Consider the following 20,334-nt stretch of genomic DNA (forward strand, 5'->3'; position numbering starts at 1 on the left):
TTATGAATAACCAGTTTGTTGGCTAACCTAGTTGCCAAGCGGCGTTAGCCAAAGAACCAATAGCAGACAGTGATGGCAGTAATAATGCCCGCAGCGTCAGCGATGAGCGCGCAGCCCAGGCCATGGCGAATACGGGTAACGCCGACCGCGCCAAAATAGACCGCTAGCACGTAGAAGGTCGTCTCGGTGCTGCCTTGCAGGGTGGCGGCCAGCAGGCCAGGAAAGCTATCGACGCCAAAGTTGTTCATTGTCTCAATCATCATGGCTCGCGAGCCGCTACCAGAAAGCGGTTTTACAAAGGCGGTAGGCAGCGCATCTACAAAGCGAGTGTCCCAGCCAATCCCTTCCACTAACCAGCGAATGCCACTGAGCCCTGCGTCCAGAACGCCGCTGGCACGCAGTACGCCAACCGCCACCAGCATGGCAATAAGATACGGCAGCAGGGTGACGGTAAAACTGACACCTTCTTTTGCCCCTTCAATAAAGGCGTCATACACCCTGACACCACGCAGTGCGCCGACCACTAAAAACATCATGACAATAGTGAATAACGTTAGGTTACCCACCAGTGTTGAAGCAGCCGCCAATGCCTGGGCCGACATGCCCGCCAGCGTGGTGATTAATAGCCCTAAGGCAAGCGCTGCAGCGACCAAATAGGCCAGCACCACGGGTTGCCAGAGCTTTAAGCGCTGTACGAGTGCAACCGCGAGTAGCCCTGCCAGGCTGGAGGCGCTGGTAGCCAACAAAATCGGAAGAAAAACCAGGGTGGGCTCTGCCGCGCCTTGCTGAGCACGATAAATGAAGATCGTGACAGGTAGCAGCGTCAGTGATGATGTGTTGAGCACTAAAAACAGAATTTGTGCGTTGCTGGCGGTATCGCGGCTCGGGTTGAGACTTTGCAGCGATTGCATGGCTTTAATGCCAATCGGTGTGGCGGCGTTATCTAAGCCTAGAATGTTAGCCGCAAAGTTCATGCTAATTAGCCCCATGGCAGGGTGGCCCCGGGGCACTTCTGGCATTAGGCGGGAAAACAGTGGGTCAAGCACGCGGCCTAGTAAGCGAATCATGCCTGCCTTTTCGGCAATTGAAAGAAAGCCTAACCAAAGCGTCATCGTGCCTAGCAGCACTAAAATAATATCCACGCTGACGCTTGCCATATCGAACAGCGATTGCACTAAGCGAGCAAAAACCTCGCTATCACCACCGACTAACCACTGCCATAAAGACGCTGCAAACGCAGCAATGAAAAAGCTTAACCAAATTCCGTTTAGCATGGTAGGCAGTCATCCTGGGCAGTGAAGCAGTTGTGTTTTAACTGCGCGTACACTCCTAACTAAGCGTGCGCAAAAGGGTACGTAGTTACAAATAACGCTGCTTATCCTACCCAATGATTGCCTGCAATCGCTAACCCGACAGCGAAAGAAAAAACAGAATCAGTGGTGGAGAGAGTAGTGACAGGATAAATCCGCTGACCACTGCAATCGGGACACAGGCCACACCGCCGTGCTGCTGGATCACCGGCAAGGTAAAGTCCATCGACGTCGCGCCGCCATAGCCAATGGCTAGCGCGGTGTGGCGGTGGATAACGAGCGGAATCAGAATAAATGCCAGCAGTTCGCGCGTTAGGTCGTTGAAAAACGCCACGCCACCCATTAACGGACCAAGTTGGTCGCCAATCAAAATAGCCGAAAGCGAATACCAGCCAAAGCCAGATGCCATGGCTAAGCCTTCATTCCAGCTAAGTGAGAGTAGCGGGGCGGCTAACAAGCCAGCCAACAGTGAGCTCAGTGCAAGGGTGACCGCGATGGCAAGCCCTAGGCGATTGAGCAAAATTTGTTTAAGTGGCATGCCAGAATTGCGTAGCTGGCAGCCAATTAGCATCAATAGTGCGTATAGCACCCATTCCGCCAGCCAGTCGGCGGTGGTAAACAGCGCTTCCCCAATAAGCGGGCCGAGCAGTAGCCCAACCGCTACACCACCTGCCACCACGCCTACCAACATTAGCGAGCCCTGCATGGCGGCGAGTTTGCTGGTAGGGGCATTTTCCACCACCGGTGAACCACCGGCCTTCAAAGCCACTCGGCGTGATAGCCACCATAGGGCGCCTAAGTTGAGCACCGTGGTAATGCTAAACAGCAGTAGCGCGTTACCGCCTAATCTTGAAAGTTGGCTGCCCAAGTTTTCAAGACCCGCAAGGCTGACCCCCATAAATAATAGAATCAAATAAACCGAGCCATTAACGGCTCGGTTGATGAGGTTCAGTAAGCGGGTAGAACGAACGCGCACTAAGTAGCCTAACAAGAGAGGCAATAAGACAATCAGTAATCCAGAAAGCATTTAAGGTGCGTTACCCCCAGCGGGGTTGAATTGAGTCATGGTGAGATACGTCTGACGACGCCCCTCTTTTCGATATTCTGCCGAGAGGATCAGTCCTGGCCAATCTGGGTGAAAATTAATGTGTAGATATCGGTCGGGCTTTTCTTTATCAATCAGCGTGACGCGCGTGGCTTCGAACTCACCGGCGGGAATGGTAATGGTGTTGGGCTCGTTGATATTCTGTTGATCGACATAGTACTGAAAGTGTTCGTCGCGTCCGCGGTGATCAACAAACTCGATATCACAGGGGGTGCTTACCATGCAGTCTTCATGACCCGCTCGTCGGGAAAGGTCAAATAGAGCGGCCTGGCGATCAAGCGAGCTAATATCACTTTCGTTGAGTTGGTAACTGTCGCCTATACCCAGTAGTGAATAACTGCTGTTATAGAGCAAAGAGCGAGTCGAGGTATCGTCTATCGAAAAGCGACTACGCTCCTCACCTCGGGCAATCGCGACTGCAAAATTCATATCACTTAACCAGTGAAGCCCTTCATTACTGAGCGTATGGGTAATAGTTGCGCCGGGCCAGCCGCGTATTTCTAAACGATATTGAGCCTGGAAGGGGTGTGGGGCCTGCAGAGTTTGCTCATCTTGTGGAGTATCTGCTGTTGCTAAGCCGCACAGGGAAAACAGGCAAGCGCCCAATATTGCGCTCGCAGACTTAGGGTGTCTGATGCCTCTTGTAACATAACGCAAAGGCCCTTCCTCCTTCTCGAGTGTTTTCCTAAGAGCCTTTAGCTAGCGCTTGGTTCCCCGTGCAGTATAGCGTGCGTATGGCTAAGCGTCAGTAGCCTGCTTCTGGGCTAATCGTTGCTAACGATTCACCCGCTTCAAATGCCTCAATATACGCAATGACTTGATCAATGGCGTCATTAAGTGGTGTAGGCGCTGCCATGTGAGGCGTTACTAACACGCTTGGGTGCTGCCAAAGGGGGTGGTTGGTTGGAAGAGGCTCTTCACAGAAAACGTCTAGCAGGGCACCACGCAGATGTCCTGGCTTATTCGTTTCACCGAGCGCATCTAGCAACGCCTGTTCATCGATTAGGCTGCCGCGACCGGGGTTAATAACACTGGCACCTTCGGGTAATTTCGCTAGCCGTTCGGCGTTAAGAATGCCTTCAGTGGCGGCGGTGTCTGGCAAAATAGTGACTAAGCTCTGCACTTGGCCAAGCAGTTCATCAAGCCCTTTATCGCCATGCAGGCAGCGTACGCCGCTAATTTCTTTAGGTGAGCGGCTCCAGCCAAGTACGGGGAATCCTGCTTGCGACAAGTGAGTGGCTACATAACTGCCGATTGCGCCAAGGCCTAATACGCCAACTGGCCACTGTGTTTTTTCAGGCACGGCTTGGGGTTTCCAAGTAGCGCTCTGCTGTTGAGTGGCGTAGCGATCCATGCTGCGGTAGAAGTGCAGTACGCCATATAGCACGTAATCTGCCATGAGTTCGCCCATGCCAGCATCACGTAATTTCACGATAGGAACATCGCTTGGAAGGCCGGGTGTTTTCAGTAAGTAATCAACACCCGCACCCAGATTAATAATGCCTTTGAGCTGGCTTTGCTCCTGCAGTAAATGCTCTGGGGCTTTCCAAACGGCAAGGTAGTCGGCGTTTTTTCGTTCATCTTCAGGTGCGTCACTTGTCAATACAGTGGCCTGGGGTAACGCTTTTTCAAGTGCGGCTTGCCATTGGGCTGAATCATCAATATGGATGACTACTTTCATTTTTCCTCCTGACTACATGTTAACTATGGTTACGCTATCACGGCTTGCCACAATTTTTGTCATAAAGGCTTTGACCGGCAACCAAGGGTCGGTGCTAGTATCGCCCTAAGACGACATTGGCAGGCCTACTGCGGGGGTGGCCAGGTCGATCCTGTGGCCCAGCGTACCTAACTTACAATAGATGGCGCTGGTTCTTAGTGATCTTTGATGGCGAGTTGCCCGATGACTGAGGTTTCCCTGCCTTTCACGCGTGAAGAGTATGCTAATCGCTTGTGGAAGGTGCGTGCAGAAATGGCTGGCCGTGGCATTGACGTGCTGATTGTCAGTGACCCCTCCAACATGGCGTGGTTGACCGGCTACGACGGTTGGTCATTTTATGTTCATCAATGTGTATTGGTGGGCCTTGAAGGCGAACCTGTATGGTTTGGCCGCCGTATGGATGCCAACGGCGCGCTGCGCACCTGCTGGATAGACCCCGATAATATTACCTACTATCCGGATTACTATGTTCAAAATCCGGATATGCATCCAATGGAGTATCTTGCCCAATCGATCATGCCCGACCGCGGTTGGCATACCGGTGTGGTGGGTATGGAGATGGATAACTACTACTTCTCTGCTAAAGCCTATCAAAGCCTTTTACGTGAGCTTCCCCATGCGCGTTTCATGGATGCCAACGCACTTGTCAATTGGTGCCGGGCGATTAAGTCGCCGCAAGAAATAGCTTATATGCGTGTGGCAGCAAAAATTGTTGAAGGTATGCACACGCGTATTTTGGAAGTTATTGAACCCGGGCTGCCAAAAAGTAAGCTGGTGTCGGAAATTTACCGCGTCGGCATCGAGGGATTTGTCGACGAGAATGGCAAGGTGTTTGGCGGCGATTATCCTGCCATTGTACCGATGTTGCCAACCGGTAAAGACGCTGCTGCGCCGCACCTTACCTGGGACGACACGCCATTTCGCAAAGGCGAAGGCACGTTCTTCGAAATTGCTGGTGTATTCAAGCGCTACCACGCGCCGATGTCGCGCACCGTATTTTTAGGTACGCCGCCAACAGACTTTATTCGTGCTGAATCTGCCTTGTTGGAAGGCATTGAGAGTGGCTTGGCCGTGGCTAAGCCGGGCAATCGTACGGCGGATATTGCCATGGCACTGGGTGCGGCGATGGATAAGTACGGTTTTGACCGTGGTGGCGCACGCTGTGGTTACCCGATTGGTATCTCGTACCCGCCGGATTGGGGCGAGCGCACGATGAGCTTACGCCCCTCAGACGAAACTATTCTTCAGCCCGGAATGACATTTCACTTCATGCCTGGCCTCTGGGTAGAAGACTGGGGGCTGGAAATTACCGAAAGCATTCTGATTACTGAAAATGGCTGTGAAACCCTGGCCAATTTTCCGCGCCAGCTGTTTGTTAAGTAGCTGTCTATACAATACAAGGGACATACAATGACGCTTCAACCGAACCAACTGCGGCCTAGCCCTATTTCCGCCACCGTTGATTTCGACGCCGATGGCGTACAGCACGGTTTTTTAAAACTGCCGATTTCCACCGATGAGTCTGCCTGGGGCGCGGTGATGATACCTATTACCGTGGTTAAAAATGGCGAAGGCCCCACAGCGTTATTAACGGGCGGGAATCATGGCGATGAATACGAAGGCATAACGTCGTTGTTGAAGCTTTCTTCCACGTTGAAAGCGGAAGAGGTGAGTGGGCGAGTAATTATCGTACCGTGTATGAACACGCCAGCAGTCATGGCCGGGAAACGCACGTCGCCGATGGATAAAGGCAACTTGAATCGTAGTTTTCCAGGGGACCCAAACGGCACCGTAACGTCGCAAATCGCTGATTATTTTACCCGTGTATTGGTTCCTATTAGCGATGTAGTACTCGATTTGCACTCTGGTGGCCGCACGCTGGATATTTTGCCGTTCGGCGCTTCTCACGTTTTAGACGATAAGTCTCAACAGCAGGCTGCGTTGGAAGGCGCTAAAGCGTTCGGCGCTCCCTACGCGATGGTGATGTTTGAGCTAGATGCAGAAAAGCTGTTCGATACTGCCTGTGAGCGCCAAGGTAAAGTATTTGTGGCCACTGAACTTGGCGGCGGCGGTACGTCCACGCCGCAAAGCATTGCTATTGCTGAGCGCGGTGTGCGCAATTTTTTGATCCAGTACGGTTTGGTGCAAGGCAAAGTGGAAATGCCTGAGGGCGGGCAAATGTACCTCGATATGCCAGATGCCAGCTGCTACGTGCAAAGCCAGCACTCTGGGGTGTTAGAGCTGTTGGTGGCGTTGGGTGATAGCGTGAAAAAAGGCCAAACCATTGCTTATGTTTATGATATGACCCGCAGCGGTACCGCTCCTGTGGCTTACAAAGCGGAACGTGATGGCATCTTAATGGCTCGCCGTGCGCCATCGTTAATCAATATGGGGGACACCCTGGCGGTGATTGCCGATGTTGTTGAACGCCTGGAGGCGTGACAACCAGCATGATGAAATTGGACCGTTATGATTTAAAAATTCTCGATATTCTCTCTCGGGATGGACGAATCACTAAGTCGAAGCTGGCGGAAGCCATCAACCTCTCGGTGAGTCCCTGCTGGGAGCGAGTTAAACGCCTGGAAAAGGCGGGCGTTATCGAAGGATATACCGCGCGCATTAATGCTGATGTATTAGTGCCGCGCAACTCCGTATGGGTGCAGATCGAGCTTAAACAGCACAATGCTGAAAGCTTTACCCGCTTTGAAGCATTAGTCATGCAAACGCCCGATGTCACAGAGTGTGTGGCGGTAGGCGGTGGCGTGGACTATCTAGTGAAGTTTGAGGTGTTTTCCATCGACAGTTATCAACGTTTGATCGATAGTTGGTTGGTCTCGGACGTGGGAATAGAGCGTTACTTCACCTATATCGTGACCAAGTCCGTCAAACGGACTGAGCCAGGTATTGGATCGAACGACTTTTTGTAATGTCGGTCTGTGCAAATTGGATTTAATAAATCCCCTTTGTATTTGATCAACGATATTTCAGCGTTTCATTGGCTTAACATGAAAGTTAATGCCACTCACCACTAGCTTAGTGAAAGACATCCATAGAAGTTAATTTGCTAAGCGGAAACAGTCAGACCGCCTGACGCAGAGAGAAGCTAATGTCATATTTCACCATTGCCGGTGTTCAAATGCATGCCCTGCACCATGGCGACAATACCGAGGCTATGCGCCATCGGATCGATGCGCTAATGAATCGTTTTCCTCAGGTTCAAATGGTGCTGTTCAGCGAATTAATGCCGATGGGAGCTTCACCGCTCCACGCTCAAACGTTGCCCAGCGATACCGAAGCATTTTTTTGCCAACTGGCTGCGCAACATCGCATCTGGTTAATTCCGGGCTCAATGTTCGAGCAAGTAGGCGAGCATACCTACAATACCTTGGTAGTGATTAACCCACTGGGCCAAGTTGTAACGCGTTATCGCAAGATGTTCCCGTTCCGGCCTTACGAAGCCGACGTCGAGGGCGGCAGTGAATTTGTGGTCTTCGATGTGCCAACGATAGGCCGCTTTGGCGTTTCTATCTGTTATGACATGTGGTTTCCCGAAACGACTCGTACTCTGGCTTCAATGGGGGCCGAAGTCATTCTCCACCCCACTATGACGGATACCATTGACCGAGATATTGAGCTGTCAATTGCCCGCACCAATGCGGCGATCAACCAGTGTTACTTCTTCGATATCAATGGCGCTGGCGCGTTGGGGAACGGCCGCTCTATCGTCGTTGGTCCTTCTGGCGATGTAATCCATCAAGCGGGTATTGGTGAAGAAGTCATACCCATCGAAATTGACCTCAACCGCGTCCGCCGCGAGCGCGAAACAGGGTTACGCGGTTTGGGCCAGCCACTGAAAAGTTTCCGTGATCGTGAAGTCGATTTTTCGCTATACCGTAGCGAAAACGGATCTTCTCCTTTCCTTGACACCTTAGGACCACTTGCTAAACCGGTACGTACCGACCAAGACATTTTTTAGGAGCCTATTTGGCTTGACCCATCATCACGAGAAGAACGGATTTCGCGCCAAGCTGGATGATCAATTTAGGCGAATATCGCGATATTTAGCGAAACTCCTAGGCAGCACTAGTTCAACACGGCCTTCAGTACGTGTCATACAAGGAGCGAAAACAATGAATAAAATAACGTCCATTGCAGATGTTCGTAGATATTTTTTAAACAATAAAGAGCCGGTTTACTTTATTTCTGCGACGAACTTCAATCTTCTGGGTATCGGTGATTGGGTAGGGAGCTTCCGTCATATTAACTATATTGACTGCTTTGAAGGCAAGCAGCGTAATGTCTTCGTGCCTAAACAGAAGTTTCCCCGCGACTTCGAGAGCATTGAAGACATTAATAACTATCTGCTTGAGCACAAAGAAGTCATTGATTTCATTCAATCACGAGCCAATGGCGAAAGCGCAGGGGTGGCAGCGTTTTTAATGTTTGATGAGCACACCGAAGAAATTTGTGAGCAGTTGGGCCTGCGGGTTGCCTTCCCTCCCGCCGAACTGCGCAAGCGGATGGATAATAAAATTGAGACGGTGCGTATTGGCAATAAAGCGGGTGTGCCCAGCGTGCCCAACGTGTTGGCCAGGGTAGGCAGTTATCAGGAGCTTCTAGAGGTCAGCGAGTCGCTCGGTAACGATTTAGTGGTACAGACCGCGTTTGGCGATTCTGGTCATACCACCTTCTTTATTGCCAGTGAAGAAGACTATTATAAGCATGCTGAAGAGATCGAAGCCGAACCCGAGGTCAAGATCATGAAGCGCATCAACTGTCGCGGCTCGGCGATAGAAGCTTGTGCCACGCGTTGCGGTACGGTCGTAGGCCCGCTGATGACAGAGCTTGTAGGCTTCAAATCCTTGACTCCTTATAAGGGCGGTTGGTGTGGCAACGAAATGTTTGCCGGCGCCTTTAGTCAGGAAGTGCGTGATTTAGCGCGCGAGTACACCTTTAAGTTTGGTGAGGCACTACGCGAAGAGGGCTATCGAGGATATTTTGAACTCGATTTCCTGATTGATATGGATACCAATGAAGTGTATCTGGGTGAACTTAACCCCCGTGTGACCGGAGCAAGCTCTCTGACGAATGTGGCGGCTTTTGCTCATTCTGATATTCCACTGTTCCTGTTTCACCTGCTTGAATTTTCGGATGTCGATTTTGACCTGGACATCAATGATATCAACGAGCGTTGGGCGCATCCTGAAAGTGTCGACAGCTGGAGCCAGCTGGTTATCAAGCATACTGATGAAAGCGTTGACCTGTTAACGCAGGCGCCTACTACCGGCGTATGGCGCATGAATGCTCAGGGCGAAATTGCTTATGATCATTATAGCTATCACCCCCACGCGGCAGAGAACGAGCATGAAGCCTTTTTTCTGCGCATTAGTGGCGCAGGAGACTTCCGGTATGAGGGGGCCGACCTGGGTATTTTGATCACCCGGGGGCGGTTAATGGATGATGACTTCCAGCTGAATGAGCGTGCCAAGGCTTGGATAGACGGCATTCGTGGTCAGTACACCGGACAGGCGTTGCAAGATCCAGTGGTGGAGGAAGTTGCCGTCAGCCATGCTATCGGCGGTGGCAACTTCAAAATTCTTTAATCATGGACAGCAACTTTGCTGCAGGCCGAGCACCTGGTGTGGAGCTGGACAAAGCCTTGACGTTTCGCACCGTGCATGAAGAGGTGGCGGGGCCAAAATGGCAGTCGTTGTTCCATTACCACTGGCCTGCCTATGAACCCTGGTATCTGGCCGAAGGCGAGCGTGAGCGTCCCTCTTATCTTGAGTGTCATAACGCCTTACGCAAGCACATGCCCGAATTGCTGGCTACTTACCGTACGTTGTGCGAAGTAGCCGGTGGAGGAGATCTTTCGTCACGGCTACTGAGTTTGTATCGTCCGCCGCCGTATATTACCGGCTGCTCACAGGCGGTACTAGCAAGGCCGACATCAACTGTGCTGGCACGCAACTATGATTACCCGCCGGAGCTATGCGAGGGCTCCATTCTTTACACCCGCTGGAATCAGCGCCGTGTTATCGCTATGTCTGATTGCCTGTGGGGCGTGCTAGACGGGATGAACGATTCAGGGCTTGCTGTTTCTCTGGCCTTTGGTGGGCGCAAGGTGGTGGGGGATGGCTTCGGTGCTCCGATTATTCTTCGCTACATTCTCGAATTCTGCGATACCGTGCCCGAAGCTGCTGCGGTACTTGCGAGAGTGCCTACCCATATGGCCTACAACATTACCGTGGCAGATGCTTCGGGACGTTATGTCACGGCGATGATTGCACCAGATCGCCGCGCCAGCATTCGGCGGGTGGCGGTGGCTACTAATCATCAAAAGAAAATCGAATGGTATGCCCATGCGCTGGCTTCTGAAACCCTAATTCGCGAGCGCCAGCTCTCGATTCTGGTGGACGATGACGCCACCACTGAAGAGCGACTAATTTCGGCTTTTTCCGCTCCTCCTTTGTTTCGCCATGACTATCGGCGTGGCCTGGGCACAGTGTATACCGCGGTATATCGCACCAAGGAAAGGCTTACCCAGTTCCGTTGGCCCGGCAGAGTATTAGACTTGAACTTCGACGAGTTTCCAGAGGAGCAGATTACCGTGCGTTATGGCTCCCGCGGACTGTATGGCTGATTAGCACTATTGCTGAGGCAAGTGTCTTTTCCAGATAAATACCTAAAAAGGATGGGTGTCGTCATGCAAGAGAATAATTCAACCGAAACTTCCTACACCGCCCTGGGTTTTTATCACAAAATTTCCCAACTTCGTGCTGATACCTGGAATGAGCTTAAACGTGATTTGGGTATTTTGACGCGCCTTAAAGAAGAGGATCGCGCCAAAAACTTGATTAAAGCTATCGACATCAAGTTGACACGCTTAGAGATTATTGAGGACTACCACGCATTTCCATCCAAAGAGGATTTTCGCCACCTTTGGACGCTATTTAATCGCGGTGAATATGCGCTGTTGGATAAAGTCGTTAAGCGTTTGGTAAGGGCGTTGATCAGTGAGTCCTATCGTCGACGGCATGTCGATCTTTCTGAGACGGATGCGGGTGCTGAAGACATGGAAGCACTGGACGCCCTTAATCAACTTCGCCGCGGGCACCCGGCTTCCAATAGTTCGGCGCAACCTTACTTTGAACTGCTGATCGTAGATAATCTTTCTAACCAGGAAGAAGATGTGGTGCGTGAAGCATTTCATAACATGCGCCGATCTGAAGATCGCTTTGTTTACGATGTTGTAACGGTAAAAAGCTTTGAAGATGCGTTGATTGCCATATTAGTGAATCCTAATATACAAGCATGTCTGATTCGCTACGAGTTTCCGTATAAGTCCAAGTATAACCTCAGTGCTTTGCGTAATTATCTGGAAGGTCTCTCAGAAAATGAGCTGGAGCACCATAGCGAAGCTGATCGCAGTATCCTGCTGAGTTCGATGATTCATGAGTTGCGCCCAGAAATTGATCAATTTCTGGTGACGAGCGGTGATGTTGAAGCCACGGCAAGCCGAGATATTAAGCACTTCAACCGTATCTTCTACCGCGAAACGGATTACATCGAGCAGCATCATACGATTCTACGCGCCATTGATAATCGCTATCGCACACCGTTTTTTGATGCTCTGCGTGAATACAGTAGAAAGCCCACAGGGGTATTTCATGCCATGCCCATTTCCAGGGGCAAGTCGGTGACTCGGTCCCACTGGGCAGGGCACATGATCGACTTCTACGGCATTAATATTTTTCTGGCAGAAACATCAGCAACATCCGGGGGACTAGACTCTCTGTTGCAACCGTTTGGGCCAATCAAAAAGGCACAAGAGTATGCTGCCCGCGCCTTTGGAGCTCGTCGTAGCTTCTTTGTGACTAATGGTACGTCCACTGCCAATAAGATTGTGGTGCAGGCGCTAATTAAGCCGCGAGACATCGTGTTGATCGATCGTGACTGTCACAAGTCGCATCATTACGGCATGGTTTTAGCCGGTGCACATGTCAGTTATTTAGACTCCTATCCGCTTGATGATTATTCCATGTACGGTGCGGTGCCGCTGCATGAAATCAAGAAAACGCTGCTGTCCTACAAGCGTTCCGGACAATTGCACAAAGTTAAGATGTTGTTGCTGACCAACTGCACCTTCGATGGCATCGTCTATAACGTGCGCCGAGTGATGGAAGAGTGTTTGGCGATTAAACCAGATCTGGTTTTTCTTTGGGATGAAGCATGGTTTGCTTTCGCTGGTTTTAACCCGACGTATCGGCCACGTACGGCTATGAATGCGGCACGTACGTTGCGCGATCGTTACCGAAGCGAGAGTTATCGGGAAGAGTATGCGGCTTGGAAAGCCGAGTTCGATAAGCTCGACCCAGAAGATGACGCTACATGGCTTGACCAGCGACTGATGCCCGACCCAGATGAAGTACGTATTCGCACCTATGCTACTCACTCAACCCACAAAACGCTGACTTCATTACGCCAAGGCTCAATGATTCACGTGTGGGATCAAGATTTTCGTCAGAAAGTGGAGGCTTCTTTCCATGAAGCCTACATGACTCACACTTCTACTTCGCCCAACTATCAGATTGTGGCATCGCTGGATGTGGGAAGAATGCAGGCGGAAATGGAAGGTTTCGAACTGGTACATGCCCAGGTAGAGACGGCGCTTTCGCTCCGCGAACAGCTCTACACCCACCCATTACTGCAGAAATATTTCCGCGTATTGAAGAATAGCGACATGGTGCCTGAAGCCTACCGCGAGTCGGGTGTAGAGTCCTATTACGACCCGGTGACGGGTTGGAATAAGATGGAGGAAGCCTGGGCGCGAGACGAGTTTGTTGTTGACCCTTCCCGTGTCACGATTGCCATCGGCAATACTGGGGTTGATGGCGATACATTCAAAAATGAATACCTGATGAATAAGTACGGTATTCAAATTAACAAAACTTCCCGCAACACCGTACTGTTTATGACCAATATCGGCACGACACGGGGCTCTATTGCCTACCTGCTGGATGTGCTGATCAAGTTGGCGAAAGAGTTCGAATATCGCTTGGAAGACAGTAGTCGTCCTGAGCGCAAAATCATCGAAAATCAGGTGCATTCGCTGAATCATGATTTGCCGCCACTACCTGACTTCAGTCGTTTCCACGATGCCTTCCGGCCGAATCCCGATACGCCCCAGGGCGATATTCGTTGCGCTTACTTTCTAAGTTACGACGAAGAGAATACTGAGTACTTACGCTTCGATAATGGCAAGTTGCAGGCGCAGATGCGTGCCGGTCGCGATGTTGTATCGGCAAGTTTTGTCATCCCTTATCCGCCAGGATTTCCGGTGTTAGTACCAGGGCAGGTCATCAGCGAAGAAATTTTAGCGTTTCTTCAGGCGCTGGATGTCACTGAGATCCACGGCTATCGGCCGGAGTTAGGGCTAGTGGTGTTTACCGAGGAAGCCTTGATTAACCCCGCAGCAGGTTAAATGCAGCAGATTAAATAGAGGCGCTGCCAAAAAAAAGCACTTTAAAGGTAGCTTTCACAAAAAAAGCGCCGGAATTATCCGGCGCTTTCAAAAACACTTCGTGCGGTATCTCCCTTACGCTAGACACACTGAAACAGCCCATCGAGACGTTGGGCTGTATAGCGATTTTTTAGCAACATTTTTCTGTGCAACGGTTTGTCGCCAGCGATTGGCTTCACCGTAACTGGCTGCAACCTGGGGAGGTGCCCATGACCACACTATCGACCACGCTCACTAAGCGCTTGGAAGATCCGCGTCTGTTCCGGCAGTACGCCTACGTAGACGGTAAATGGACCCACGGTGACGGCGGCCGCGAAGAAGCGGTGTATGACCCGGCGACCAATGAAGCCATTGGCCACATTCCCTTGCTGGAAGCGGAACAAATTACCGCTGCCGTGGATGCTGCTGAAACTGCCTTTGTACAGTGGCGTGCCCTACGCGCTGACGAGCGCTGCGAGCGCTTGCTGGCTTGGTACGATTTGATTCAAGCCAATCGTGAAGACCTAGCCACCATCATGACGTTGGAGCAGGGCAAGCCGCTGCCGGATGCCCGTGGCGAAGTAGAGTACGGTGCCAGTTTCGTACGTTGGTTCGCTGAAGAGGGTAAACGCACCTACGGTGAAACCATTCCAAGCCATATTCCTAATGCATCACTGGGCACCATTAAAGAGCCGGTAGGCATTGCGGCGATGATTACGCCGTGGAACTTCCCGCTGGCAATGATTACCCGCAAGGCCGCAGCGGCGTTGGCCGCTGGATGTCCGGTGATCATCAAGCCTGCCAATGAAACGCCGTTCTCTGCGCTGGCGCTGGCGGAGCTTGCCGAGCGAGCAGGGATTCCGGAAGGTATTTTTAACGTCGTACTGGGTGATCCTGCAGAAGTCTCTAAAATTTTGTGCAGCGAGCCGCGTATCCGAGCGCTCTCTTTCACTGGCTCCACCCGTGTTGGCCGCTTGCTGATTGAGCAGAGCGCAAATACGGTCAAACGGCTATCGCTGGAATTAGGTGGCAATGCGCCGTTTATCGTTGGTCCGGATATGGATCCCAAAGAGGCAGCCTATGCTGCAGTCTCGGCCAAGTTTCAAACGGCTGGGCAAGATTGCCTAGCCGCTAACCGCATTTTGGTTCACGAATCTATCCATGATGAGTTCGTTGAGCAATTTACCGAGCGTATGGCGGCACTTACCGTGGGTAACGGATTGCACGGTGAAGTTGACCTTGGCCCGCTGATTCATCGCCAGGCAGTCGAAAAAGCAGCATCGATTGTTGATGATGCGATTTCCAAAGGTGCCACTATGATTGCTGGTGACCAGAGCCAAGCACCGGGCGATAACTTCTTTATGCCAGTGCTGTTGACCAATGTAACACCGCAAATGAAAGTCTGGCGTGAAGAGAACTTTGCCCCGGTGGCCGGTATTACCGCTTATAGTACCGATGACGAAGTTATTGAAATGGCCAATGACACCGAATACGGCTTAGCGGCCTATATCTACACCCATGATATTCGTCGTATCTGGAAGCTAATGCGGGCGTTGGAGTATGGCATGGTTAGCGTCAACTCCGTGAAAATGACAGGCCCACCGGTACCTTTTGGTGGCGTGAAACAGTCCGGCCTTGGCCGTGAAGGCGGCGCTACTGGTATCGATGAGTATTTAGAAACGAAGTACTACTGTCTTGGGGCATTAGGTTCAGTATCGGGAAGTTGATATCCAATCGGTTTTATTAATTTAAGCATCCTCCTCACACGGTGGGGAGGGACTGTATAGAGAGAACGTTATGAGCTTGCATCAGGATCTGATCGAACGCGACCGTAAAGTCACTTTTCACGCCTCTACGCACCTGCGCGACTTCGCCCACGGCGATTTGCCAGGTCGTGTTATCACTGGCGGTAAAGGTATTAATATCGTAGATAAAGATGGCCGTGAGTTTATCGACGGCTTTGCGGGCCTTTACTGCGTCAATATTGGCTATGGCCGCACTGAAGTTGCTGAAGCGATCTATAAGCAAGCGCTAGAGCTTTCTTATTACCACACCTATGTAGGCCACTCGAACGAGCCGCAGATCGAACTTTCTGAGCGTATTCTGAAAATCGCTGGCATGAACATGTCCAAGGTGTATTACGGCATGTCAGGCTCTGATGCGAATGAAACACAGCTCAAAATAGTACGTTACTACAACAACGTGTTGGGACGTCCGCAGAAGAAAAAAGTGATCTCGCGTATGCGTGGTTACCACGGTTCCGGCATCGCATCTGGTTCGCTAACTGGTCTTAAAGCGTTCCACGACCATTTTGACCTGCCAATTGACACCATTCGCCACACTGAAGCGCCGCACTACTATCTGCGCGCGGCAGAACAGCACGGTATGACAGAACTCGAGTTTTCTGCCTACTGTGCTGAGAAATTAGAGGCAATGATTCTGGAAGAAGGCCCCGACACCGTCGCAGCATTTATCGGTGAGCCGGTGCTGGGTACCGGTGGTATCGTACCGCCGCCAGAAGGCTATTGGGATGCGATTCAAGCAGTGCTGAACAAGTATGACGTGCTATTGATAGCCGACGAGGTCGTGTGTGGCTTTGGCCGTACCGGTTCGGACTTCGGTAGCCACCACTACAACATGAAGCCTGATTTGGTCACCATTGCTAAGGGGCTAACCAGCGCGTACCAGCCGCTTTCTGGCGTGATTGTTGGCGACAAAGTATGGAAAGTGCTTGAGCAGGGTACTGGTGAGTTTGGTCCCATCGGCCATGGCTGGACCTATTCAGGTCACGCACTAGGCTGTGCCGCTGGCCTTGCCAATTTGGATATTATCGAACGCGAAAACCTAGTGGGTAACTCTGCTGAAACTGGCGGCTACTTCCAGCAGCAGCTCCAGGCTACCTTTGAAGGTCACCCGTTGCTTGGCGACGTGCGCGGTGTTGGCCTAATGGCCGCTCTAGAGTTCTCGCCAGACGCCAAACAGCGCTTGCATTTCGACCCGGCGTTGAAAGTTGGCCCGCGTGTTGCTGCAGCGGCAATGGAAGAAAACCTGATCGCCCGTGCGATGCCACAAGGTGATATTCTGGGCTTTGCACCGCCACTGACTATTAACCGTGATGAAGTTGACGAAATGATTGGTCGCGCCAAACGCGCCATTGATCGCGTGACTGATGAACTGGTGCGTTCCGGTGATCTTAAAACCGGTGAGCAAGAAGCCGCCTTTACGATTTAATAGCGCTTAACGCTCCCCAAACGCCGCTGCCTATCGCAGCGGCGTTTTTGTTTTTGAAGAGGGCAGCTATGCTAAATGCATGAGATCATCTATCTCCCACCATTATCCGATCCATCAGGCTAGGAGTTATCATGCAACCGGTACTTGCTTTTGATGTATACGGCACGCTCATTGATACCCAAGGGGTAACGGTTGAGCTGGAGCGCCGCCTAAGTGACGCAGCCAAAGCTGGGGATTTTGCTAAGCGCTGGCGGGAAAAACAGCTGGAATACAGCTTTCGCCATGGTTTGATGGGGGCTTATGTGCCGTTTTCGGAGTGCATCCGGGAGGCATTAGTGTTCACTGATCGTGCGATGCAAACCGGTCTTTCTGATAACGATCATGACCACTTAATGGCGGTTTATGCGGAGTTACCTGCATTCCCAGATGTGGTGCCTGCCCTAGACCAACTACGTGATGCTGGAATTCGTTGCGTGGCGTTTTCTAACGGCACTCAAGAAGCTGTAATTAAGCTACTGGCCCGCGCAGGTGTGGAAAACCACATGGATGCGGTGGTAAGTGTTGATGACGTTAAGCGCTTCAAGCCTGATCCTGCAGTATACGCCTACTTACGCGAACGTTTAGAAGCACGCCCAGAACATACTTGGCTGATTTCCAGCAATCCTTTTGATGTGATTGGAGCAACGCATGCAGGTTTACATAGCGCCTGGGTGCGCCGCCACCCTGATGCGCCGTTCGACCCTTGGGGTGGAGAGCCGGATATGACAGTGCCAGATTTGGAAATGCTGGCCGAACGAATGAGCCGTTAGGTTGTTAACCCACACCGACAAGCCGCATAATGGTGCCAACTTAACCGCTTAGGATATGACCATGTCGGAAAAAATTTATTGTATCGCCAGCTTTAAGCCCAAAGCTGGAAAAGAAGAAGCGGTATTTAAAGCGCTGCAATCATTAGAACCAAACACCCATCGCGAAGATGCTTGTATTCACTACACTGTGACTCGGCAAATCGACAATCCTTTTGCCCAGGGCACCAGCTACCCGATCGTGTTTCATGAAATTTGGGCCAGCCGAGAAGAGTTTGAAGCCCACTGTCAGCGCAAAGAGATACAAGAGTTTTTCGCTAAGCACGTCGAGTCACCCGACGGCGATATTGAAGATGCCAACGTGTGTGTTTATACCGACGAGCCGTGGAATTTCGACGCTCCCAAGGTGTGAAAAGCGGTAACGGTGTAGAATAAGTAAGCGTTGTACCTAGATGACGGAGCCAACATGACTGAAAAGAAAATGAACGTCGAAAGCTTTAACTTGGACCATACCAAGGTAAAAGCACCTTACGTGCGTTTGGCCGATATTAAAGAAGGCCAAAATGGCGACCGTATCCACAAATATGATTTGCGTATTTGCCAGCCCAACAAAGAGCACATGGAGATGCCCGCGCTGCACTCCCTGGAGCACTTGATGGCTGAAATGTCGCGTAATCACACCGATAAAGTGGTTGATATTAGTCCGATGGGTTGCCAAACCGGTTTTTACATCGCGATGATTAACCACGACGATTATGACGGCGTGCTAAGCATTATCGAGCAAACGCTCAACGATGTGCTGACTGCCACGGAAGTACCTGCCTGTAATGAGATGCAGTGCGGCTGGGCCGCTAGCCACAGCCTGGAAGGTGCCCAGAAGCTAGCCAAAGGCTTGCTGGCTAAGCGCAGTGAGTGGACCGAAGTATTTGCTTAAACGGTAAGCACGTAATATCGGTAATACGCCTCCTTATTGGGGGCGTTTTAGTGTTAGTCCATTAACCAATGGAAAACGCCCAATAACGTTAAGCATGGGGAAGGTATGAACATCACTGCTCTATCAATCGAGCAGTGATGTTTAAGCGATTTAAAATACGACGGTTTGATTTAATCACATTATTGCGTGGCTTGAAAATTCTCGGCAGCTGCTTCTAGTACGGCTAATGCAGACTCGGCGTCTTCAAACCCTAGACCTTCCATACCACCGTCAGGGCCTTTGTAATTCGCGAACCAGATATCAACAATCTGGCTAACACCAGGGAACTCACTATCGAGTTGCTGCATGCTTTCAATATGGGCAAATGGTGAATCCTGGGTAAGCACCGCCACCAGTTTGTCGTCTTGCTCACCGTCGTCTAACATTTTTAAAACGCCAATAACACGTACATCAACGACTTCACCGCGCGGTAATGCTTGGCCTAATACGATGACATCTAGTGGGTCACCGTCACCGCCTAGTTCTTTGGGCAGGGCGGTACCCGGTATGGCGCCATAATTGCCGGGATAACCCAGGTAATTTACAACGCGCGGCTCGCCATCTTTATACTCCCAATAAACCGCGTTCGGGTCTTCTTTGCTAACTTCCCATTTGGCAGATGTGCCAGTTGGTATTTCGATAATGGCGTTGGCATAACCATTGCTATTAATGGCATCCATCGCCATTAAATCGACATCACCGACAATGGTGAAATCATCTTTTAGGGTCATGTCTGAGGTATAGGGCGTTGTTTCAGAAAAGGCTAGATTGCCTAATGACTCCGCATGCGCCGTAGAGGTTAACATCGAGATGCTTATCACACCTGCAAGCAGTAGTTTGTTATGCATGACCATTCCTGTAAGCGATTTAATTCGGTAAACCCTATCAGGTGGGAGTGACGAATTAGTGACAGGGGTAAGTCGGTCAAGCGGGGTCTATCGTTAGCAATAGCCGCTTTTGACCTGCCTCCAAAGAGGGGCTGCGGTGCACTAAGCCATGCTCTTCACAGCCCACCCAACCGCTGCCTTTTAGCAACGCGATGTCACCAGCCAGCAAACGCTGAATGGCAGTTGGGTCGTTGATAATCTCGGGGCGATCAGGCGTTGGCGCACCTAGCCCTGCGCGGTTAATCGCATTTTCAGGCAACCACTCGCTGCCTGGGCCGACATAGGTGGTCACTAAACGTACCGGCAAGTTGTCGCAGTGAAAACGTGGGCACATCGCCGCTGTTAATAAGCGTAGACGAATGCCAACAGTGTCGGTATCAAACAGGAATGCGATGGCTTCAGCAATGGTTGCGATATCGTCAACCAACGCATCTCCTGCTGAGGGCTCTGGGAGCTTTCGACGCAAGTCATTTTTAAAGTCATCTGTAGGACTGCCAAGCCATGCATACTGCCAGTCTCGCGATGTTTGGCTCTGTGCGTTTGCGCTAAGCGCCACATCGGCGGGCAGAGCGCGTTGCAGAATAGCGATGTTAATCTGCTCTTCAAATATACGCGGAAGCACGCTGATGTCGGTATCCAGTGCGGCGTGTTGTGGTAGCGGCCAGGATGCTGCTTGATGAGAGTGTGGGGTGGGCATGTAGGTCTCCTGTTACGTTTAGCAGTGCACTAGCATTGAGAAAGGTTAGGTCGCAGAGCTCTATTTGTTATGTTATAACGTTTTTATCAATAGGAGGCTATAC

At 51.2% G+C, this 20,334-nt stretch carries 18 protein-coding genes; 12 read left to right on the forward strand and 6 right to left on the reverse strand.

The window, feature by feature from the left end; all coding sequences use genetic code 11:
• Positions 1–44 precede the first annotated feature (44 nt).
• The 4 genes from JFC11_RS05535 to JFC11_RS05550 all read right to left on the reverse strand — a co-directional run bounded on the left by JFC11_RS05535 (position 45) and on the right by JFC11_RS05550 (position 4,096).
• The gene (locus JFC11_RS05535) at positions 45–1,274 is read right to left on the reverse strand and encodes a nucleoside recognition domain-containing protein (protein WP_038477782.1); all 1,230 of its coding nucleotides are present in this window, start codon (positions 1,272–1,274) and stop codon (positions 45–47) included.
• A 130-nt stretch (positions 1,275–1,404) separates the two neighbouring features.
• Positions 1,405–2,337, reverse strand: a complete 933-nt coding sequence (locus tag JFC11_RS05540; RefSeq protein WP_038477780.1) for a LysO family transporter — start codon at positions 2,335–2,337, stop codon at positions 1,405–1,407.
• Positions 2,338–3,072 (reverse strand): hypothetical protein, encoded by a 735-nt coding sequence (locus JFC11_RS05545; RefSeq protein WP_095604022.1) that lies wholly within the window; start codon positions 3,070–3,072, stop codon positions 2,338–2,340.
• Positions 3,073–3,160: 88 nt separating this feature from the next.
• Positions 3,161–4,096 carry a 2-hydroxyacid dehydrogenase gene (locus JFC11_RS05550; protein ID WP_095604021.1) on the reverse strand — a complete coding sequence of 312 codons (936 nt, stop codon included), beginning with the start codon at positions 4,094–4,096 and terminating at the stop codon, positions 3,161–3,163.
• 222 nt (positions 4,097–4,318) lie between these two features.
• Between JFC11_RS05550 and doeA the strand changes: the two genes are divergently transcribed.
• The 12 genes from doeA to JFC11_RS05610 all read left to right on the forward strand — a co-directional run bounded on the left by doeA (position 4,319) and on the right by JFC11_RS05610 (position 18,608).
• Complete coding sequence (doeA, locus tag JFC11_RS05555; RefSeq protein WP_038477771.1) at positions 4,319–5,518, forward strand: ectoine hydrolase DoeA; 1,200 nt, start codon at positions 4,319–4,321, stop codon at positions 5,516–5,518.
• A 27-nt stretch (positions 5,519–5,545) separates the two neighbouring features.
• A complete protein-coding gene (doeB, locus tag JFC11_RS05560; protein WP_198348931.1) occupies positions 5,546–6,577 on the forward strand; it encodes a N(2)-acetyl-L-2,4-diaminobutanoate deacetylase DoeB in 1,032 nt (343 codons plus the stop codon).
• An 8-nt stretch (positions 6,578–6,585) separates the two neighbouring features.
• Positions 6,586–7,062, forward strand: a complete 477-nt coding sequence (locus tag JFC11_RS05565) for an Lrp/AsnC family transcriptional regulator (RefSeq protein ID WP_038477764.1) — start codon at positions 6,586–6,588, stop codon at positions 7,060–7,062.
• A 179-nt stretch (positions 7,063–7,241) separates the two neighbouring features.
• On the forward strand, positions 7,242–8,111 hold the full coding sequence (locus tag JFC11_RS05570) for a carbon-nitrogen hydrolase family protein (RefSeq protein WP_198348932.1): 870 nt from the start codon (positions 7,242–7,244) through the stop codon (positions 8,109–8,111).
• Between the two features lie 154 nt (positions 8,112–8,265).
• Complete coding sequence (locus JFC11_RS05575; RefSeq protein ID WP_198348933.1) at positions 8,266–9,738, forward strand: biotin carboxylase; 1,473 nt, start codon at positions 8,266–8,268, stop codon at positions 9,736–9,738.
• Between the two features lie 56 nt (positions 9,739–9,794).
• Positions 9,795–10,778 carry a C45 family autoproteolytic acyltransferase/hydrolase gene (locus JFC11_RS05580; protein ID WP_038486210.1) on the forward strand — a complete coding sequence of 328 codons (984 nt, stop codon included), beginning with the start codon at positions 9,795–9,797 and terminating at the stop codon, positions 10,776–10,778.
• 63 nt (positions 10,779–10,841) lie between these two features.
• The gene (locus JFC11_RS05585; protein WP_198348934.1) at positions 10,842–13,619 is read left to right on the forward strand and encodes an aminotransferase class I/II-fold pyridoxal phosphate-dependent enzyme; all 2,778 of its coding nucleotides are present in this window, start codon (positions 10,842–10,844) and stop codon (positions 13,617–13,619) included.
• Positions 13,620–13,867: 248 nt separating this feature from the next.
• The gene (locus tag JFC11_RS05590; protein ID WP_038477754.1) at positions 13,868–15,364 is read left to right on the forward strand and encodes an NAD-dependent succinate-semialdehyde dehydrogenase; all 1,497 of its coding nucleotides are present in this window, start codon (positions 13,868–13,870) and stop codon (positions 15,362–15,364) included.
• A gap of 70 nt (positions 15,365–15,434) precedes the next feature.
• Complete coding sequence (locus JFC11_RS05595) at positions 15,435–16,868, forward strand: aspartate aminotransferase family protein (protein WP_038477752.1); 1,434 nt, start codon at positions 15,435–15,437, stop codon at positions 16,866–16,868.
• Between the two features lie 131 nt (positions 16,869–16,999).
• Entirely contained in the window at positions 17,000–17,677 is a 678-nt protein-coding gene (locus JFC11_RS05600; RefSeq protein ID WP_038477749.1) for a haloacid dehalogenase type II, read from the forward strand.
• A gap of 61 nt (positions 17,678–17,738) precedes the next feature.
• Positions 17,739–18,086, forward strand: coding sequence for a putative quinol monooxygenase (locus JFC11_RS05605; RefSeq protein WP_038477746.1), 348 nt, complete (start codon positions 17,739–17,741; stop codon positions 18,084–18,086).
• Positions 18,087–18,140: 54 nt separating this feature from the next.
• Positions 18,141–18,608 carry an S-ribosylhomocysteine lyase gene (locus JFC11_RS05610; RefSeq protein WP_009721376.1) on the forward strand — a complete coding sequence of 156 codons (468 nt, stop codon included), beginning with the start codon at positions 18,141–18,143 and terminating at the stop codon, positions 18,606–18,608.
• A gap of 179 nt (positions 18,609–18,787) precedes the next feature.
• Here JFC11_RS05610 and JFC11_RS05615 read toward each other — a convergent pair whose 3' ends face one another.
• Both JFC11_RS05615 and JFC11_RS05620 read right to left on the reverse strand, forming a co-directional pair.
• Entirely contained in the window at positions 18,788–19,495 is a 708-nt protein-coding gene (locus tag JFC11_RS05615; RefSeq protein ID WP_095604018.1) for an inorganic diphosphatase, read from the reverse strand.
• A 76-nt stretch (positions 19,496–19,571) separates the two neighbouring features.
• The gene (locus JFC11_RS05620) at positions 19,572–20,231 is read right to left on the reverse strand and encodes a DUF1826 domain-containing protein (RefSeq protein ID WP_038477739.1); all 660 of its coding nucleotides are present in this window, start codon (positions 20,229–20,231) and stop codon (positions 19,572–19,574) included.
• Between the last annotated feature and the right edge of the window lie 103 nt (positions 20,232–20,334).

This window comes from Vreelandella alkaliphila (genome assembly GCF_016107625.1).
GTDB lineage: Bacteria > Pseudomonadota > Gammaproteobacteria > Pseudomonadales > Halomonadaceae > Vreelandella > Vreelandella alkaliphila.

Bases quoted from the DNA above. Each gene is read 5' to 3' on its own strand.
- JFC11_RS05575 (WP_198348933.1), top strand. From the start codon at position 8,266: ATGAATAAAATAACGTCCATTGCAGATGTTCGTAGATATTTTTTAAAC.
- JFC11_RS05570 (WP_198348932.1), top strand. From the start codon at position 7,242: ATGTCATATTTCACCATTGCCGGTGTTCAAATGCATGCCCTGCACCAT.
- JFC11_RS05610 (WP_009721376.1), top strand. From the start codon at position 18,141: ATGACTGAAAAGAAAATGAACGTCGAAAGCTTTAACTTGGACCATACC.
- JFC11_RS05565 (WP_038477764.1), top strand. From the start codon at position 6,586: ATGATGAAATTGGACCGTTATGATTTAAAAATTCTCGATATTCTCTCT.
- JFC11_RS05535 (WP_038477782.1), bottom strand. From the start codon at position 1,274: ATGCTAAACGGAATTTGGTTAAGCTTTTTCATTGCTGCGTTTGCAGCG.
- JFC11_RS05620 (WP_038477739.1), bottom strand. From the start codon at position 20,231: ATGCCCACCCCACACTCTCATCAAGCAGCATCCTGGCCGCTACCACAA.
- JFC11_RS05540 (WP_038477780.1), bottom strand. From the start codon at position 2,337: ATGCTTTCTGGATTACTGATTGTCTTATTGCCTCTCTTGTTAGGCTAC.
- JFC11_RS05595 (WP_038477752.1), top strand. From the start codon at position 15,435: ATGAGCTTGCATCAGGATCTGATCGAACGCGACCGTAAAGTCACTTTT.
- doeB (WP_198348931.1), top strand. From the start codon at position 5,546: ATGACGCTTCAACCGAACCAACTGCGGCCTAGCCCTATTTCCGCCACC.
- JFC11_RS05600 (WP_038477749.1), top strand. From the start codon at position 17,000: ATGCAACCGGTACTTGCTTTTGATGTATACGGCACGCTCATTGATACC.
- JFC11_RS05590 (WP_038477754.1), top strand. From the start codon at position 13,868: ATGACCACACTATCGACCACGCTCACTAAGCGCTTGGAAGATCCGCGT.
- JFC11_RS05605 (WP_038477746.1), top strand. From the start codon at position 17,739: ATGTCGGAAAAAATTTATTGTATCGCCAGCTTTAAGCCCAAAGCTGGA.
- JFC11_RS05585 (WP_198348934.1), top strand. From the start codon at position 10,842: ATGCAAGAGAATAATTCAACCGAAACTTCCTACACCGCCCTGGGTTTT.
- JFC11_RS05615 (WP_095604018.1), bottom strand. From the start codon at position 19,495: ATGCATAACAAACTACTGCTTGCAGGTGTGATAAGCATCTCGATGTTA.
- doeA (WP_038477771.1), top strand. From the start codon at position 4,319: ATGACTGAGGTTTCCCTGCCTTTCACGCGTGAAGAGTATGCTAATCGC.
- JFC11_RS05550 (WP_095604021.1), bottom strand. From the start codon at position 4,096: ATGAAAGTAGTCATCCATATTGATGATTCAGCCCAATGGCAAGCCGCA.